This window comes from Enterobacter sp. UCD-UG_FMILLET, assembly GCF_000762975.1.
Taxonomy (GTDB): domain Bacteria; phylum Pseudomonadota; class Gammaproteobacteria; order Enterobacterales; family Enterobacteriaceae; genus Enterobacter; species Enterobacter dykesii.
This window is the reverse complement of the sequence record NZ_JRJC01000036.1, coordinates 497606-511589: the sequence shown is the minus strand read 5'-3', so window position 1 is coordinate 511589 and position 13984 is coordinate 497606. Positions and strand designations below refer to the sequence as shown.

At 56.8% G+C, this 13984-nt stretch carries 12 protein-coding genes and 1 tRNA gene; 8 read left to right on the top strand and 5 right to left on the bottom strand.

Annotated features, from left to right (window positions below; genetic code table 11):
* Window positions 1-54 precede the first annotated feature (54 nt).
* From apbE to mgtE, 5 genes are all read left to right on the top strand, one after another.
* Window positions 55-1110 carry an FAD:protein FMN transferase ApbE gene (gene apbE / locus LA04_RS17425; RefSeq protein WP_047652545.1) on the top strand — a complete coding sequence of 352 codons (1056 nt, stop codon included), beginning with the start codon at window positions 55-57 and terminating at the stop codon, window positions 1108-1110.
* Window positions 1111-1182: 72 nt separating this feature from the next.
* Window positions 1183-2241: a bifunctional DNA-binding transcriptional regulator/O6-methylguanine-DNA methyltransferase Ada gene (gene ada / locus LA04_RS17420; protein ID WP_047652544.1), complete on the top strand. Its 1059-nt coding sequence runs from the start codon at window positions 1183-1185 to the stop codon at window positions 2239-2241.
* Entirely contained in the window at window positions 2241-2897 is a 657-nt protein-coding gene (gene alkB / locus LA04_RS17415; protein WP_047652543.1) for a DNA oxidative demethylase AlkB, read from the top strand. The genes ada and alkB overlap by 1 nt, the downstream gene beginning before the upstream one ends.
* Window positions 2898-2966: 69 nt before the next feature.
* The gene (locus tag LA04_RS17410; RefSeq protein ID WP_047652739.1) at window positions 2967-4610 is read left to right on the top strand and encodes a multidrug ABC transporter permease/ATP-binding protein; all 1644 of its coding nucleotides are present in this window, start codon (window positions 2967-2969) and stop codon (window positions 4608-4610) included.
* Between the two features lie 148 nt (window positions 4611-4758).
* Window positions 4759-6195, top strand: a complete 1437-nt coding sequence (gene mgtE / locus LA04_RS17405) for a magnesium transporter (RefSeq protein WP_047652542.1) — start codon at window positions 4759-4761, stop codon at window positions 6193-6195.
* On the opposite strand, the gene LA04_RS17400 is transcribed toward mgtE, so the two are convergent.
* A complete protein-coding gene (locus tag LA04_RS17400) occupies window positions 6158-7447 on the bottom strand; it encodes a SulP family inorganic anion transporter (RefSeq protein ID WP_047652541.1) in 1290 nt (429 codons plus the stop codon). The genes mgtE and LA04_RS17400 overlap by 38 nt on opposite strands.
* Window positions 7448-7634: 187 nt before the next feature.
* Between LA04_RS17400 and mqo the strand changes: the two genes are divergently transcribed.
* Window positions 7635-9284 carry a malate dehydrogenase (quinone) gene (gene mqo, locus LA04_RS17395; protein WP_047652540.1) on the top strand — a complete coding sequence of 550 codons (1650 nt, stop codon included), beginning with the start codon at window positions 7635-7637 and terminating at the stop codon, window positions 9282-9284.
* 103 nt (window positions 9285-9387) lie between these two features.
* Here the strand turns inward: mqo and eco are convergent, their stop codons facing one another.
* The gene (gene eco / locus LA04_RS17390; protein ID WP_047652539.1) at window positions 9388-9891 is read right to left on the bottom strand and encodes a serine protease inhibitor ecotin; all 504 of its coding nucleotides are present in this window, start codon (window positions 9889-9891) and stop codon (window positions 9388-9390) included.
* A gap of 209 nt (window positions 9892-10100) precedes the next feature.
* Between eco and LA04_RS17385 the strand changes: the two genes are divergently transcribed.
* A complete protein-coding gene (locus LA04_RS17385; protein WP_008500962.1) occupies window positions 10101-10361 on the top strand; it encodes a DUF2534 family protein in 261 nt (86 codons plus the stop codon).
* A gap of 318 nt (window positions 10362-10679) precedes the next feature.
* Here the strand turns inward: LA04_RS17385 and LA04_RS17375 are convergent.
* The 3 genes from LA04_RS17375 to LA04_RS17365 form a co-directional block, all read right to left on the bottom strand.
* A tRNA-Pro gene (locus LA04_RS17375) sits at window positions 10680-10756 on the bottom strand.
* Window positions 10757-10828: 72 nt separating this feature from the next.
* On the bottom strand, window positions 10829-12589 hold the full coding sequence (gene yejM, locus LA04_RS17370; protein WP_047652537.1) for an LPS biosynthesis-modulating metalloenzyme YejM: 1761 nt from the start codon (window positions 12587-12589) through the stop codon (window positions 10829-10831).
* Window positions 12590-12608: 19 nt separating this feature from the next.
* Window positions 12609-12836: a YejL family protein gene (locus LA04_RS17365; RefSeq protein ID WP_008500958.1), complete on the bottom strand. Its 228-nt coding sequence runs from the start codon at window positions 12834-12836 to the stop codon at window positions 12609-12611.
* 134 nt (window positions 12837-12970) lie between these two features.
* Here LA04_RS17365 and yejK point away from each other — a divergent pair, with 134 nt between their 5' ends.
* Window positions 12971-13978, top strand: a complete 1008-nt coding sequence (gene yejK / locus LA04_RS17360) for a nucleoid-associated protein YejK (protein WP_008500957.1) — start codon at window positions 12971-12973, stop codon at window positions 13976-13978.
* Window positions 13979-13984 lie beyond the last annotated feature (6 nt).

The window sequence follows — 13984 nt, the reverse complement described above, 5'->3', positions numbered from 1 at the left end:
ACAACTCACCCGTTTTGGTGTACTCTTGCCGCCCTGGCATGAGGATAATAATGAATGGACATGACTTTTTTACGCGCCAGCTTTCTGGCTATGCTTTTTTTCCTGACCGCGTGTGACGATTCCGCGCCCGTGGCGAAAACCGACGCACCCGCCGCGACGGTGCTCGAAGGCAAAACGATGGGCACCTTCTGGCGCGTCAGCGTGATGAACCTCGATAAAACACGCACGGATGAGCTTCGCGGCAAAATCCAGGCACAGCTGGACGCCGACGATCAGCTGCTCTCAACCTATAAAAATGACTCGGCGCTGATGCGCTTTAACCTCTCCACCAGCACCTCCCTGTGGCCGGTGAGCGAGGCGATGGCCGATATCGTGACCGAATCCATACGCGTGGGTTACAAAACCAACGGGGCGATGGATGTGACCGTCGGCCCTCTGGTGAACCTCTGGGGATTTGGCCCGAATAAACAGCCGGTGAAGACGCCCGAACAGGCTGCCATTGATGACGCCCGCGCCCGGACGGGGCTGCAGCATCTGACGGTGATCAATCAGTACGGGCAACAGTACCTGCAAAAAGATATCCCCGATCTGTTTGTCGATCTGTCGACGGTAGGGGAAGGCTATGCGGCGGATCATCTTGCTGCACTGATGGCGCAGGAAGGCATTTCACGTTATCTGGTCTCGGTGGGCGGCGCGTTGGTCAGCCGGGGCATGAACGCCAGCGATAAGCCGTGGCGCGTAGCGATTCAAAAGCCGACCGATCGGCAAAATGCCGTGCAGGCGATAGTGGATATCAACGGACATGGCATCAGTACTTCCGGAAGCTACCGTAACTATTACGAGCTTGACGGGAAGCGTATTTCGCACGTGATTGATCCGCAGACCGGGCGTCCTATCACGCATAACCTGGTCTCGGTGACGGTCATCGCCCCCACCGCGCTGGAAGCGGATGCCTGGGATACCGGATTAATGGTTCTTGGCCCGGAAAAAGCCAAAGAGGTGGTCCGTCAGGAAGGACTGGCGGTTTATATGATCGTTAAAGAGGGCGACGGGTTTAAAACCTGGAGCTCGCCGCAGTTCAACAGTTTCCTGGTCAGCGACAAAAATTAAAAAGCAAGGTTGCGGGTTTTTTATCACTGGCGCTCAGGCACGCTCTATGTATGCTTACATGAGGAGCCGATAATGAGAAACCCGACCTTTACTACCGATGAGGATCGCTGGCAGGCCGTGCTGGCCCGCGATCCGCGCGCTGACGAGCGGTTTGTCTTCGCCGTGCAGACCACGGGGATTTTCTGCCGCCCGTCATGCCGCGCCCGCCACGCGCTGCGTAAAAACGTCCGCTTTTATCCCGATGCCCACCACGCCGTTCAGGCAGGATTTCGCCCGTGCAAGCGCTGCATGCCGGACAAACGCGATTCGCAGGCGCAGAAGCTGGCAAAAGTGGAACACGCCTGCCGGCTTCTGGAGCAGGGTCCTGCGTTAACCCTGGAGAGGCTGGCGCAGCAGGTCGCCATGAGTCCTTTCCATTTTCACCGTCTGTTTAAGTCCGTGACCGGCATGACGCCAAAAGCCTGGCAGCAGGCGGCGCGAGGCCAGCGCCTGCGCAACGCGCTTGCGCAGGGAGACAAAATTACCGACGCCGTGCTGGCGGCGGGGTTTCCCGACAGCAGCAGCTATTATCGTAAAGCCAACGACGCGTTGGGCATGACGGCGAAGCAGTACCGCAAAGGGGATGTGGCCGTGCGATATGCCATTAGCGACTCTTCGTTAGGACGCTGTCTGGTGGCAGAAAGCGAGCGGGGGATTTGCGCGATCCTGCTGGGTGACAGCGATGAAGAATTAGCCGAAGAGCTTGCCGCGCAATTTCCAAAAGCAGCGCTTGCGCCGCTGGAAGAGGGTTTCGCGCGTCGGGTCAAGCAGGTGATTGTCAGTATTGATAACCGCGACGAACCGCTTGCGCTGCCGCTGGATATTCGCGGAACCGCGTTCCAGCAGCGCGTCTGGCAGGCCCTTCGCAACATTCCCTGCGGCGAAACGGCAAGTTACCGGCAGGTGGCGCAGGCGATTGGCCAGCCCAGTGCGGTACGCGCCGTTGCCGGAGCCTGTGCGGCAAACACGCTGGCGATTGTGATCCCCTGTCATCGCGTGGTTCGTAACGACGGCGCGCTGTCGGGTTACCGTTGGGGGACGGCGCGAAAAGCGCTATTACTGAAACGTGAGGCGAAACGCCAGGAGGGATAATGCTCGATCTTTTTGCGGATGCTGAACCCTGGCAGGAGCCGCTTGCGCCGGGGGCGGTGATCCTGCGCCGCTTTGCACTCTCCCGTGCGGCGGCGCTGCTGGCCGGCATCAACGAGGTGACGGCGGTTTCGCCGTTTCGCCATATGGTGACGCCGGGCGGCTACACCATGTCCGTGGCCATGGCTAACTGCGGGGAACTGGGCTGGGCGACGAACGAGCGGGGCTATCTGTATGCCCCGAACGATCCCGCGACCGGCCAGCCGTGGCCACCCATGCCCGCGGTTTTTCAGACTCTCTGCCACGAGGCCGCCGTGGCAGCGCAGTATCCTGACTTCCGGCCGGATGCCTGCCTGATTAACCGCTACGCCGTCGGTGCGAAGCTCTCGCTGCATCAGGACAAGGATGAACCCGATCTGCGCGCGCCTATCGTCTCGGTATCGTTAGGTCTGCCCGCCGTCTTCCAGTTTGGGGGATTACGTCGCAACGACCCGCTCAAGCGCATCATGCTGGAACATGGCGATGTGGTGGTGTGGGGCAGGGAGTCGCGGCTTTACTATCACGGCATTCAGCCGCTAAAGCCCGGGGTTCACCCGCTCACGGGCGAGTACCGTTTCAACCTGACCTTCCGTCAGGCGGGGCACAGTAAACTAAAATAAGAATTATTCTTGATGTACACGCAGGGCAGTTTACACTGCTGGCTGATTTTTATTGTCCGGATTGCCTGCATGCAACTACTTCTCCTCGTCTGGCGTCAGTATCGCTGGCCCTTCATCGCAGTAATGGCGTTAAGCCTTGCCAGCGCCGCGCTGGGTATTGGCCTGATCGCGTTTATTAACGTGCGGTTGATTGAAATGACCGACACTTCGCTCTCCGTTCTGCCGGAGTTTCTCGGCCTGCTGCTCCTGTTGATGGCGGTGACGCTCGGTTCCCAGCTTGCGCTGACCGCGCTCGGACACCATTTCGTTTTCCGTTTGCGCAGTGAGTTTATCAAGCGGATCCTCGATACACAGGTTGAGCGCGTTGAGCAGCTCGGCAGTGCATCCCTGCTGGCGGGGCTGACCAGCGACGTGCGCGCCATTACCATCGCTTTCGTGCGTCTGCCGGAACTTGTGCAGGGGATCATTCTGACCTTTGGCTCGGCGGCCTATCTCGCCTGGCTCTCCAGCAAAATGCTGGCGGTGACCGCCCTGTGGATTGCGATCACCATCTGGGGCGGCTTTATGCTGGTGTCGCGCGTCTATAAACACATGGCGGTGCTGCGCGAGACCGAAGATAAGCTTTATAACGATTACCAGACGGTGCTGGAAGGGCGCAAAGAGCTCACCCTGAATCGCGAGCGCGCCGAGCATATCTTTAATCATCTCTATATCCCGGACGCGCGCGAATACCGTCATCACATCATTCGCGCCGATACCTTCCACCTGAGCGCGGTTAACTGGTCAAACATTATGATGCTGGGGGCGATTGGCCTGGTATTCTGGATGGCGAACAGCCTGGGCTGGGCGGACACCAACGTAGCGGCAACCTACTCGCTGACGCTGCTGTTTTTGCGTACGCCGCTGCTCTCGGCGGTCGGTGCGCTGCCCACCCTGCTGAGTGCGCAGGTGGCATTTAATAAGCTCAAAAAATTCGATCTCGCGCCGTTTAAAGCTGAATTCCCGCGCCCGCAGGCCTTCCCGAACTGGCAGACGCTGGAGCTGCGTAACGTCACGTTCCGCTATCAGGACAGCGCCTTCTCCGTGGGGCCGGTCAACCTGACGATCCGCCGCGGTGAACTGCTGTTCCTCATCGGCGGCAACGGCAGCGGTAAATCTACGCTGGCGATGTTGTTGACCGGGCTCTATCAGCCGCAGTCGGGCGAGATTTTGCTGGATGGTACGGCGCTGAGCGCGGAGAAACCCGAGGATTACCGCAAGCTTTTCTCGGCGGTGTTCACCGACGTCTGGCTGTTCGATCGGCTGCTGGGGCCGGAAGGGCAACAGGCCAATCCTGCGCTGGTGGAAAAATGGTTGGCGCAGCTGCAGATGTCGCACAAGCTGGAGTTACAGGACGGGAAGATCCTCAATCTGAAGCTTTCCAAAGGGCAGAAAAAGCGCGTGGCGCTGCTGCTGGCGCTGGCGGAAGAGCGTGACATCATCCTGCTGGACGAGTGGGCTGCCGACCAGGACCCGCATTTCCGCCGCGAGTTTTATCAGGTGCTGCTGCCGCTGATGCAGGAGATGGGCAAAACCATTTTCGCCATCAGCCACGACGATCACTACTTCATTCATGCTGACCGCCTGCTGGAGATGCGCGACGGCAAGCTGAGCGAGCTGACCGGTGAAGAGCGCGATGCGGCCTCGCGTGACGCGGTGGCGCGCACGGCCTGATGCCCTCACCCTGACCCTCTCCCACAGGGAGAGGGGATAGATCGTGGCCGTAATGACGCTTTTTTCTCCATCCCGCCCCGTTGTTTATTCTTATTTACATATCCCCGCGCTATGCTTAACCCCAACTCATTTAATGGATTTATGATTGATGTCGGTATTAAAGAAAAACAGCGCCAGGCAGCGTGACCAGGAGCGCGCGCGACTCATCTGGCTTCTCACGACCGATAAAGCGGTCACTTCTACGCTATTAGGCAAACTCACCCTGGCTGAGCAATATGATGTCGGCACTCTGGCCGACGATATTGCTGAGGTAGGTGCGCTGGTTGCTCATTTACCCCCGCCGGATCTGGCGGATACCCTTGAAGCGCTTCCCTCGGAAGAACGTCACGCCCTGTGGCGTCTGGTGCAGGATCACGAGCGCGGGCAGGTGTTGCTTGAGGCCTCTGAAAACGTCTGGGACGACCTGATCGACGAGATGAGCGACCGGGATATTCTCGACGCTCTGCAAACCCTGGATATCGACGAGCAGATTTACCTCGTTCAGCACCTGCCGCGAAACCTGACCGGTCGCCTGCTGGCGTCACTGCCTGCGGAGGAGCTGGCGCGCGTGCGTCAGGTGATGCACTACGAGAAAAACAGCGTCGGCGCGATCATGGAGTTCGGTGTTATCACGGTGCGACCGGACGTGACGCTTGGCACCGTGCAGCGCTACCTGCGTCGCCTGGGCAAGATGCCGGACAACACCGATAAACTGTTTGTCACCTCCCGGGATAAAACCCTGCTTGGCGAACTGGAGCTGAAAACTATCCTGCTCAACAGCACCCAGCGGAAGGTGAGCGAGGTGATGGAAAACGAGCCGATGGTCTTCTCCCCTGAAGACGACGCGGAGAAAGCGGCGCGTACCTTCGAGCGTGACGACCTGGTGAGTGCCGCCGTCGTGGATTCCGTCGGCAAACTGATGGGGCGTCTGACCATCGATGAGATCGTTGACGTCGTTTATGAAGAGACCGATAACGACCTGCGTGCGCTCGGGGGGATCAGCGCGGAAGATGACGTCCATGCCTCCGTGGGCAAGGCGGTGAAAACGCGCTGGGCGTGGCTGGCCATTAACCTCTGTACTGCGTTTATCGCCTCCCGGGTGATTGACGGTTTTGAACACACCATTTCTCAGCTGGTGGCGCTGGCCTCGCTAATGCCGATTGTCGCAGGGATTGGTGGTAACACCGGAAACCAGACTATAACCATGATCGTTCGCGCTCTTGCGCTGGAAAACATTCAGCCCGGTAACTTTTCGTGGCTGATTTTCAGAGAGATGGGCGTCGCGCTCATCAACGGCCTGGTGTGGGGCGGGATTATGGGCGGCATCACCTGGTGGCTGTACGACGATATGGCCCTGGGCGGCGTGATGATGCTGGCGATGGTGCTGAACTTGCTGGTAGCGTCGATAATGGGCGTGATTATCCCGCTGACCATGACCAAACTGGGGCGCGACCCCGCGGTGGGGTCGAGCGTGATGATCACCGCCATCACCGATACCGGCGGTTTCTTTATTTTTCTTGGGCTGGCGACGGTTTTTCTTCTTTAAGCCGACGCTTAATGCGGGCGGGGAGGAGTGCCATAACGATAATCCCGCCCAGCACGCCAATCGCCAGATTGCCGGTGGATACCGTGGCGGCAACCGTGACCAGCATGACGACCGTTTCTGCTATCGGGGCCGTTTTCACCGTGGCTGGCTGAAGGCTGTGCCAGCTGAAGGTTTTGACGGCGACAATCGCCATAATACCCGCCAGCACCGCCATCGGGATTTTGGCCATCACGTCGCTGAGCGCCGTCACCAGAATCAGTAGCACAATGCCCGCCGCAAAGGTTGAAATGCGGCTTCGACCTTTCCCCATCTCCACGTTGACGATGGTTTGTCCGATCATCGCGCAGCCTGCAATCCCGCCATAAAATCCGGCCAGAATATTGCCGACGCCTAATCCAATGCTTTCGCGGCGTTTACCTGACGGTGTCGAGGTCAGCTCATCCACCAGCTTTGCCGTCAGCAGGGATTCCAGCAGGCCAACAAACGCGATGCTCAACGCGCACGGCCAGATAATGCTCAGCGTCTGCACATTGAGCGGAACCAACAGCTCGGTAAGCCCCGGCAAACCGCCGCTCATGGAGCCTTCATCGCCCACGGTCGGCAGGATTTGGCCGGTTGAAACGGTGAACAAGGTTAACAGCACAATCGCAATCAGCGGGGAGGGGATGCTTTTGATATAGCGCGGCACCCACAGCACGATCAGCAGCGTCAGCACGAACAGGCCCACAATCAGCGGGCTTCGGCTCCAGAAATGCGGCACCTGAGCGAAGAAGATCAAAATGCCCAGGGCGTTAACAAACCCGGTCATGACCGACTGGGGAATAAAGCGCATCAGCCTTGCCATGCCCAGTACGCCAAACAGAATCTGAATTACGCCCGCCATCAGCACGGCGGGAAGAATGTACTGTACGCCGTGCTGATGCACCATCGGGCCAATCACCAGCGCCACGGAGCCGGCCGCTGCCGTGACCATCGCCGGGCGACCACCGAGTACAGAAAGGGCAAGACACAGCACCACGGAGGCGATCAGGCTGACCTTCGGGTCAACGCCCGCCACCACCGAAAATGAGATGACTTCGGGGATCAGCGCCAGGGCGGTGATCACCCCTGCCAGCGTTTCACGCGTCAGCAGCTTAGGGGAACGCAGCACGTTGGCTACGCGGTCTTCGGGGGATACAGCAGAATGGGGTAGGGACATAACAGTTCGCTGGTTAGGGCAGGCTTCCGTGCGCGCGATCACAAAACGCAACATACTAGCCAGTAAAACCGCGCTTTACCAGACGCATCGCTAATTCCTCACAAACAATCCATCATTAAATTTCACAATTACAATAATTTCGTAACCTTTAAACAATATTTAAAAGTTGTTACCGTGCCCCCGCAGCTTTTTTCACCTGCAATTTCCACGCATCAAGCACTTTTACACTAAGGCATAAATTATGAAAAAAATGACTGCCATGCTCTTTTCTCTGGCCGTGGGGCTTAACACCGTCTCCATGGCGGCGAAAGCTGACGCACCAAAAGAGCAGGAAACGGACGTCCTTTTAATAGGTGGCGGTATCATGAGCGCCACGCTGGGAACCTATCTGCAAGAACTGCAGCCGGACTGGTCTATGACCATGGTCGAGCGGCTTGATGGCGTCGCGCAGGAGAGTTCGAACGGCTGGAATAACGCCGGTACCGGTCATTCGGCACTCATGGAACTGAACTATACGCCGCAGAAAAAGGACGGTTCCATTAGTATCGAGAAGGCGGTCGAGATCAACGAAGCATTCCAGGTTTCTCGCCAGTTCTGGTCTCACCAGGTCAACAGCGGCGTGCTGCACGATCCGCACTCGTTTATCAACACCGTGCCGCACATGAGCTTTGTGTGGGGTGAGCAGAACGTTAACTTCCTGCGCGCGCGCTACGCCGCTCTGCAGCAGAGCACGCTGTTCCGCGGGATGAAATACTCTGAAGACCACGCGCAGATTAAAGAGTGGGCTCCGCTGGTCATGGAAGGTCGTGATCCGAACCAGAAAGTGGCGGCGACCCGTACCGAAATTGGTACCGACGTTAACTACGGTGAAATTACCCGTCAGCTGGTGACGTCTCTGAAGAAAAAAGAGAACTTCAACCTGCAGCTCAGCACCGAAGTGCGCGGTTTCAAGCGCAATGCGGATAATAGCTGGAGCGTGACCGTTGCCGATCTGAAAAACAACGAAGCCGAGCACGTCATCAAGGCGAAGTTTGTCTTTATCGGTGCTGGCGGCGCGGCGCTTAAGCTGCTGCAGGAGTCCGGTATTCCGGAAGCTGACGACTACGCGGGCTTCCCGGTGGGCGGCCAGTTCCTGGTGTCCGATAATCCGGAAGTGGTGAATCGTCATCTGGCAAAAGTGTACGGCCAGGCTTCCGTTGGCGCACCGCCGATGTCTGTTCCGCACATCGACACCCGTATGCTTGACGGCAAACGCGTGGTGCTGTTTGGGCCGTTCGCAACCTTCTCCACTAAATTCCTGAAAAACGGCTCTCTGTGGGATCTGCTCAGCGCCACGACCACCTCTAACGTCAAGCCGATGATGGACGTGGGTCTGGATAACTTCGACCTGGTGAAATATCTGATTAGCCAGGTGATGCTCTCTGACGACGACCGTTTCGAGGCGCTGAAAGAGTACTATCCGCAGGCGAAGAAAGAAGACTGGCGTCTGTGGCAGGCGGGTCAGCGCGTTCAGATCATCAAGCGCGATCCGAAAGAGGGTGGCGTGCTGCGTCTGGGTACTGAAGTGGTAAGCGATAAGGATGGCACCATCGCCGCGCTGCTGGGCGCGTCGCCGGGTGCGTCGACCGCTGCGCCAATCATGCTGCACCTGATGGAAAAAGTGTTTAAAGATAAAGTCGCCAGCCCGGAATGGCAGGCGAAGCTGAAAACCATTATTCCATCCTACGGCACGAAGCTGAACGGTAACGTGGACGCGACGGAGCAGGAGCTGGAATACACCAGCCGCGTACTGCAGCTGCAATATATCAAGCCACAGGCTGCGGACGCTGCGCCAAAAGCGGAGCTGAAGCCTCAGCCGGAAAACAAACCGGTTGCGGATATCGCGCTGTAAGGTAAAAGCAAAACGGCAACATACGTTGCCGTTTTTGGTATTTTCCCCCTCTCCCGGTGGGAGAGGGTTGGGTTGAGGGCACCAGAGCGCACCCGACCTGGTTTTAACGTGCTACAGCTTGTCCGACAGTCTCATCAGCCTTCCAGATGCGATACTTCACTTCCACGTTTTCAGGCGTATACACCACGATCGGCAGCTTGCTGTTGTAGCGCAGCAGACTGTTGTCGCCCAAATATGCCGTCACAAATTTCTTCTCTTTTTTGCCGTCCGGGCAGGCCATCATGGTGGAAACCGGAGAGGTCACTTTGTCAAAGACGTAATAGTCGTAACCCCAGCCTTCCAGGGTTTTACTTTCCAGCTGACCGCCCAGACGGTGCTGGTTGCAGTCCACTTCCAGCGTCTTGCCAATTAACAGTTCCACTTTGAAGTTCGCTTCATCCTGCTGAACCGGCAGCTGAATCACCTGACGCTTCATCCCTTTGTCCGCTTTCGGATACGGGGCAACTTTTTCCAGCGGCTGCTCTTTAGGTGTTTCGCTGGCGAAAGCGCTGCTGCTGACGCACGCGGCGGCGATGAGGGCGATGGCAAATTTAGGTGCGTTTTTCATTGTCATTCCTTTATGTCAAAACGATCCTGCGCAGGTTAACATAACAACGATGAATGACCGGTGCTATTTACTTACATTTTCACTATGGGTAGCGTTATACGCTTTTAATTGGTCTGTTTATTGGTTGTTTATGCTGTTGTGGAGTCAGGTGTCAGTTCGTGTTATTTTAGACCCTATATATTGTTATTCATCTGTGAAAGGGAAGAGAGATGGTTCGTGCAAAACTGAAAACGCCTGAAGGCCGCAAATTCCTCCTGGCGCTGCTGGTCGTATTTATGATTGCCGCCGCGTGCGTGGGACGGGCCACTATTGTTGGCGTCATCGAACAGTACAACATTCCTCTCTCAGCCTGGACAACAAGCATGTATGTCCTGCAGTCGGCGATGATCTTCGTCTACAGCCTGGTGTTCACCGTTCTGCTGGCCATCCCGCTGGGCATCTTCTTCCTGGGTGGACGTGAGAAGCACTAATCCTTCACCTCTGATAATGAAGCCAGCCTGCGGGCTGGTTTTTTTACATCAGATGCTTTTCTTCGGCCTTCATGAGCCGAAAACGCCCGTCGAACATAAACGCACGAACCCCATCAAAAAAGAGTACCTAAAGCGTCTCGGGAAAGGCTGCTGGTGGGTCATTGGCCTGGGGGCAGGGGCAATATGGGATACGTGTGGCGCGGAATATACGTTTTATGCCGGAGCGGTGATTTGTCTGGCTACGCTTGTGTATCTGTGCAAAACGCCGGACGAAGCGAAATAAAAAACCAGCCATCAGGCTGGTTTTCAATGTATTTTTGGTCGGCACGAGAGGATTTGAACCTCCGACCCCCGACACCCCATGACGGTGCGCTACCAGGCTGCGCTACGTGCCGACGCATAAAAAGAATACTACTCGATTCCGTTATGAATGCAAGGGAATCCGTCGCTAACTGGTTTATTATTAATCAGTTAGCGATGAAACGCTTCTCATCCGTCAGGACCTGCAGCAGCAGGCTCAGCTGCGGCTTCTGGTCTTTTAACCGTTCACCCTGCAGATTATACGTCTGATAATTCCCGTTGCTGTTCAGCACCAGCGTCAGCTTCGGCGTGGTCACCACCAGCGTATTATTCCCCGCCGCCGTCACCCAGCTGTGGCGGCGCGCGGCGCTGAAGAGATCCTGCCCCTGCGAATACTCGTTTGCTGGCGTGCTGACGTGCAGCAGGCGTTGCATCAGGGTGGTCATCACATCTTTATGCTCGGTGAGCATATTGATGCGCTGCGCCGGGGTGCCTGGCCAGTGGATCACCAGTGGAACCTGCAGATTCGGGCGAGACCAGCTCATACTCTTCGTCTCGTCACCTAGCGGGATGCCATGGCCCGCGGTCACGATCACCACGGTATTGTCCAGCTTGCCCGACTCGCGAAGCGCGTCAAGCACGCGGCCTATCTGCGCATCAACATCGCCAGCCGCACGGCCGTAGCGGCGTGTAAAGTCACTTTTATTGCTGTTGGCAAGCGTTGTGCCGTTAAAGGCAACCCATGAGAACCAGCGGTTATCTTCCTGGGCGTAGCGCTGCAGCCAGTTTATCCACTGGCTGGCGGTCTGCGCGTCGGACTGATTTTGCGCCGTCGGCAGTGAGAAATCGGACAGCAGCGCCTGACGGTAGAGCGGGCTGTTAAAGCCATCGGAGGAGAACAACCCTAGCTGATAGCCTTGCTGATTCAGCCCGGTGATCAGCGCCGCAGGCGTGCGGGTAGACAGTACGCCGTCCATGTAGCCGGCTGAAATGCCATAGAACAGGCCAAAGATGCCCGCATCGGTTGTGTTACCGGAGCTCATATGCTGAGTAAACGAGACGTTCTGACTCGCGAAAGCGGCCAGCGCAGGCATCTGCTTCTCGAAGCGGGAATAGTTCAGGCCATCGACGGTGATCAGCAGGACGTTTTGCCCGCGTCCCATATCGCGGTAGTTCAGGTCGCTCAGAGGATACTGAACGCTGACGGCTTCCGGGTTACCCTGCTCGATAAGACGGCGCTGGTACTCCTGCGCATCAAGCAGGCCGTGTTTTTCGAGGAAGCGACGGGCCGTCATCGGATATGAGAGCGGCAGGTTAGCGCGCTGCATGGTAATCGGGCGATAGAAGTTCGCATCCGCCCAGATATACATGATGTGCGAACTGATAAAGGAGACGAAAAAGAGCGCGGCGACGGGCTTCGCATAATGGCGTCGCCGGGTCAGGCTGCGGAGCTTTTGCCAGCTCCAGGTGGCGAACAGCATCTCAATCAACAGGATCACCGGGACGCTGATAAACATCAGCTGCCAGTCGCGGGCCGTTTCGTTCTGGTCGGGGTTAATCACCAGTTCCCAGACGATGGGGTTGAGATGCAGGTGGAAGCGGGTGAACACTTCACTGTCGATAAGCAGCAGCGTCATCCCCACCGTCGCAAGGATGACGGACAAGAACCGCATCAGACGCTGCGACATGACGATAAACGTCAGGGGGAACAGGATCAGCAGATAGGTGGCGAAAACCAAAAAGCTAAAGTGACCGACAACGCTCATCCAGGAGTAGATACGCCCGGTTAGCGTTGTTGGCCAGTCTGCGACAAACAGATAACGACAGCCAATGACCGTCGCCAGCAGAATGTTGAACAGGGCAAACCAGTGCCCCCAGCTGACCATCTGGGAGACTTTTTCACGGTAGCGCTGACGATTCGTCACCATAAACTGTTGTTCGTATCCCTTAATGGGCCGGGTCGTTGCTGACGGACGACTGTAAAGCCTGGGCGAAAGATTTTGCGATCGCCTGACGCTGAGCCGGAGCAACGCTGGTGTTAATCAGGTTGGTGACCATATTTCCCAAAACCATCAGGGAGAGATCGGTCGGCGTTTTATGTTTTTCCAGTACGTTGACCAGCTCACTGAGCAGTTGTTCAACGTGTTCATCACTGTAGCGGGAATGTTGTGGCATAAATCAAAATCAGTTTGTTGATGAAAGGGCAACATATTACCGTAGCAACAGCTTTTTTTCCCCTTTTTTATCTGTTGTTGCACACATGTCCTGGTGGTGGTTGAATACCGCCCGGTCTAAAAGGAGAGTTTATCATGAGTCTGGAAATCAACCAGATTGCCTTGCACCAGCTTATCAAGCGTGATGAGCAAACCCTTGAAGTGGTGCTGCGCGATTCGTTACTGGAACCCACGGCGACCGTGGTGGAGATGATGGCAGAGCTGCATCGCGTCTACAGCGCCAAAAATAAAGCCTATGGTCTGTTCAGCGAAGAGAGTGAACTGGCCGATAGCCTGCGCCTGCAGCGTCAGGGCGAAGAGGATTTCCTCGCGTTTAGCCGCGCCGCAACCGGGCGTCTGCGCGACGAGCTGGCGAAATATCCGTTCGCCGACGGCGGGATCGTGCTGTTCTGCCACTATCGCTACCTGGCGGTAGAGTATCTGCTGGTTACCGTGCTGAATAACTTAAGCAGCATGCGCGTGAACGAGCAGCTGGATATCAGCTCAACGCATTATCTGGATATCAACCATGCGGATATCGTGGCGCGTATTGATTTGACCGAATGGGAAACCAACCCGGAGTCAACCCGCTACCTGACTTTCCTGAAGGGGCGCGTGGGCCGCAAAGTGGCGGATTTCTTTATGGATTTCCTCGGTGCCAGCGAAGGTCTTAACGCCAAAGCGCAGAATAAAGGGTTGCTCCAGGCGGTTGACGACTTTACGGCTGAAGCGCAGCTCGATAAATCTGAGCGCCAGACCGTGCGTCAGCAGGTATACAGCTACTGCAACGAACAGCTGCAGGCGGGGGAGGAGATCGAGCTGGAGTCCCTGTCAAAAGAGCTGGCGGGCGTCAGCGAAGTCAGCTTCCAGGAATTCACCGCGGAGAAAGGCTATGAGCTTGAAGAGAGCTTCCCGGCCGATCGCAGTACGTTGCGTCAGTTAACCAAGTTTGCCGGTAGCGGCGGTGGGTTAACCATCAACTTTGACGCGATGTTGCTGGGTGAACGCATCTTCTGGGATCCGGCCACCGATACGCTGACCATTAAAGGTACGCCGCCGAACCTGCGCGATCAGCTTCAGCGCCGCACCTCGGGTGGGAAATAACAGCCA